The sequence below is a fragment of the Nocardioides sp. genome (assembly GCF_047606145.1).
In the GTDB taxonomy this organism is placed as follows: Bacteria; Actinomycetota; Actinomycetes; order Propionibacteriales; family Nocardioidaceae; genus Nocardioides.
Genome location: NZ_JASGET010000111.1, coordinates 1 through 3,348, shown reverse-complemented (window position 1 = coordinate 3,348; position 3,348 = coordinate 1). Strand labels below are relative to the sequence as shown.

Genomic DNA, 3,348 nt, shown 5'->3' with positions numbered 1-3,348 from the left:
CCGGTCGGTCGGTACGACGGCCGCGGCGCGGGCGGCGGTCTCCGGCTCGACCCGCCCGCGGATCGAGCCCCGTCGCGCGATCGCCTCGGCACTGGCCGCGAACGCCTCGGCCGCGGCCTCCTGGTCTCCGTCGAGCGCTCGCTGCAGCGCGACCACCTCGGCCAGCTTCTGATCGGCGAAGGCGAGATTGGCACGCAGCGCGTCGTCGATCCCGTCCTCGATCGAGACGTCGTACGGAACGTGCAGCAGCGAGCAGGACGTGGCGACCGAGAGCCGGCGACCGAGCCCGCGCCATTCCTGCAGCTCCTGGTGGACGGCCTCCAGATCGGCGCGCCAGATGTTGCGGCCGTCGACCGCGCCCAGGACGAGGTCCTTGGTGCGCAGCCCGTGCACGTCTGCCAGGCTGGCCGCGGTGACGCCCCGGGTCAGGTCGAGGCCGATGCCGTCGACGTCGGTGGCCGCGAGCGCGGGCAGCGCCTCCACCGGCGTGCCGAAGTAGGTCGCCACCAGGATCGCCGGGCGCTCGGAGACCGCGGCCAGGGTGGCATAGAGATCGTGGACCCGCTCGACCTGAGCCGGCGAGAGGTCACGGACCAGAGCCGGCTCGTCGAGCTGCACCCAGGCGGCTCCGGCGCGGGCGAGATGACCCAGCAGCTCGGCGTAGGTCCGCACCAGGTCATCGAGGCGGTCGAGCGGCGTGAACCCCGTCGGGGCCTCCGCGCTCGCCTTCGCCAGGCTCAGGTAGGTCCACGGACCGACCACGACCGGGCGTGCCGAGCTCACCTGCGGGTGGTGCTCGGCGAGATCGGCGACCGGTTTGGCCGGGTCGAGTACGAACGACGTCGTCGCCCCGATCTCCGGCACCAGGTAGTGGTAGTTGGTGTCGAACCACTTCGTCATCTCCAGGGGAGCCACCTCGTCGGTGCCCCGAGCCATCGCGAAGTAGCGGCGCAACGGCGTGCCGTCGCGTCCCAGACCGCCCTGGATGGTCCGGAACCGCTCCGGCACCACGCCGAGCATCAGCGAGGTGTCGAGCATCTGGTCGTAGAAGCTGAAGGTGTTGGCGGGCAGCGTGTCCAGGCCCGCCGCCCGCTGGGCCCGGCGCGCGTCCTCTCGCACGTCCGCGGCCACCTGCCTGAGCGCGTCCTGGTCCGCACGTCCGGCCCAAGAGGACTCCAGGGCGCGTTTGAGCTCCCGGTTCCGCCCGATTCGGGGGTATCCCAGGATCGTCGCGCCGATCGGCGGCACAGTGGTGTTGCTGGTCATGGCTCATCCCTCGCGAGCTCGTCGGTGACGGCCTGCGACAGCGAGCGACCAGGCGCCCCGGCTGAGCGTCGGGACTCCTCCCTCGGGAGTCGCAGACCTGCCGTCCCCGGGTGGAGACGGCGCCGCTGGCAGGTCTTCGGACTCGCGGACGCTTTCGACGATCGAGTTGTTCTCCTCGATCGAGCTTGTCGAGATCCCTACTGGCCGACGCTTCCCGGGCTCGCGCCCAGTGCTGTAGTCGGCGGTCGTTTCCGCTCACCGCTGCGGGGCAGTCCCGGACTTCCACCGGGTTCCCTCTTGCGACGCCATCCCTGGCTGGGATGGCGAACCAGCTGCACATCGCAGCCTAGGCCCGCGAGCTGTCCTCGTGGGAGGTGTCCACAGTGGGATATCTCATTGCCGTCCAGCCAGAGGTTCCGGGTCCGCGAGGGCGCCGCGAGCGCCGCTACTCGTCCCGACTCCGGCCACGGGCGAGCCGATGCTCAGCGACCACCCGGCCGGCGACGAGATGCTCCTCGACGATGCGTCGTGCCGCCTCCTCGTCGACCCCGCCGTACCAGACGTCGTCGGGATGCACCGTGACCACCGGTGCGTGGTTGCACGGGAACTGGCAGCCGGTCTGTGTCACCAGCACGTCGTCGTCGCCGAGCCCCTCCACCGCCAGTCGGTGCCCGAGCTCCGCCGCGGTACGGTCGGCGCCCTGGGCGGTGCACCGCGGACCCCGACAGACGAAGACCTGGTGCCGATGCCCGGGCACCTCCTCCCACGCCGCCGAGGTCAGCGGCGGCTCGGCCCCGGTGATCGGTCGAGCCCGGCGCAGCGCGTCACTCAGCTCTGCCGCTCCGGCGATCACGTGCGTCCCCACCCACACCGTGGGAGGCTCCTGCTGGGCACGCCACCAGTGCGCCGCCACCCGCCGCAGCCACGAGTTGCCGGGGGGATCTCCGCCGGCGGTGACGCCGACCAGGGTGATCTCGTCGACGCCGTCGGCGGCCAGCCGATCCAGTTCGGCGCGAAGCGACGGCTCCCCCAGCTGCAGATGGGCCAGGCCGGCCCCGCAGTCGGCCGCGAGCGCGGCCAGGCGCTCGTGCGCGACCGCGTCGGCCACCCCCATCGCCACCAGGACCGTCCCAGAGCCAGCCCGGGGGCCAGCCCGGGGGCCAGCCGGCGGCCGCGGTGCCCGACTCATCCGATCACCCCGTTCCACCGCACGTGCGGTCGCGACCGGGTCGGGTGTGGCTCGACGGTCGCGTCCACGCCGTACACGGCGGCGATCAGCTCCGGTGTCAGCACCCTCTCGACGGCGCCGGCCGCCACGATCCGACCGGCGTCGAGCACGATCAGGTCGTCGCAGTACGCCGCCGCCAGCTCCAGGTCGTGCAGGGCGGCGACCACGGTCAGACCCAGCCGGCGCACCTTCGCCAGGAAGTCGATCTGGTGGCCCAGGTCGAGATGGTTGGTCGGCTCGTCGAGCAGCAGGATCTCCGGCTGCTGGGCGAGCGAGCGCGCCAGATGGGTGCGCTGCCGTTCACCGCCGGAGAGCTCACGCCAGCGGCGCTCGGCCAGGCCCGCGACCTGCGCGAGCGCCAGCGCGGAGTCCACCGCGTCGCGGCCGCCGGCGTCGCCGGTGGCGAACCGCGAGCGATAGGGCACCCGTCCCAACTCGACCACCTCGCGCACCGACAGGTCCCAGCCGGTGACCGCGTCCTGCTCCACCAGCGCGATGCTCCGCGCCCGCTCCCTGGCTCGCATCCGGTGCACGTCCCGCCCCGCGATGCGCACCACCCCCGCGTCCGGCCGCACCAGCCCGGCGAGGACCCGCAGCAGCGAGGACTTGCCGGATCCGTTGGGCCCCAGCAGCCCGGTCACCAGACCCGGCCGCGCGACCAGGTCGACGGCGCGCAGGATGGGCCTGCGCCGCACGCCCCAGCTCACCTCGTGGGCAGCGATCGCGGCGCTCACTGGTCCACCATCCTCTTGTCGGCGTTCTCAGACAGAGCGCCGATGCACCCCGGGTGCCACCAGGTCACTGCCCTGCTCGCTTGACCCGTTCCAGACCTGGAGCGATGTCCAGGATGAGAT

At 72.6% G+C, this 3,348-nt stretch carries 2 protein-coding genes, 1 pseudogene and 1 riboswitch; all 3 genes and pseudogenes read right to left on the bottom strand.

Translation table 11 applies throughout. The features are described from left to right. Positions 1 to 1,266 (bottom strand): annotated as a pseudogene (locus QM638_RS14250) (5-methyltetrahydropteroyltriglutamate--homocysteine S-methyltransferase); the annotation flags it as partial. 109 nt (positions 1,267 to 1,375) lie between these two features. Then, a riboswitch (cobalamin riboswitch) is annotated at positions 1,376 to 1,614 on the bottom strand. 97 nt (positions 1,615 to 1,711) lie between these two features. Continuing rightward, positions 1,712 to 2,380 carry a (2Fe-2S) ferredoxin domain-containing protein gene (locus QM638_RS14245; RefSeq protein WP_415142780.1) on the bottom strand — a complete coding sequence of 223 codons (669 nt, stop codon included), beginning with the start codon at positions 2,378 to 2,380 and terminating at the stop codon, positions 1,712 to 1,714. A gap of 71 nt (positions 2,381 to 2,451) precedes the next feature. After that, the gene (locus QM638_RS14240) at positions 2,452 to 3,228 is read right to left on the bottom strand and encodes an ABC transporter ATP-binding protein (RefSeq protein ID WP_415142779.1); all 777 of its coding nucleotides are present in this window, start codon (positions 3,226 to 3,228) and stop codon (positions 2,452 to 2,454) included. Between the last annotated feature and the right edge of the window lie 120 nt (positions 3,229 to 3,348).

Coding starts and splice junctions, on each gene's coding strand:
- QM638_RS14245 (WP_415142780.1), bottom strand. CDS start 2,380: ATGGGGGTGGCCGACGCGGTCGCGCACGAGCGCCTGGCCGCGCTCGCG.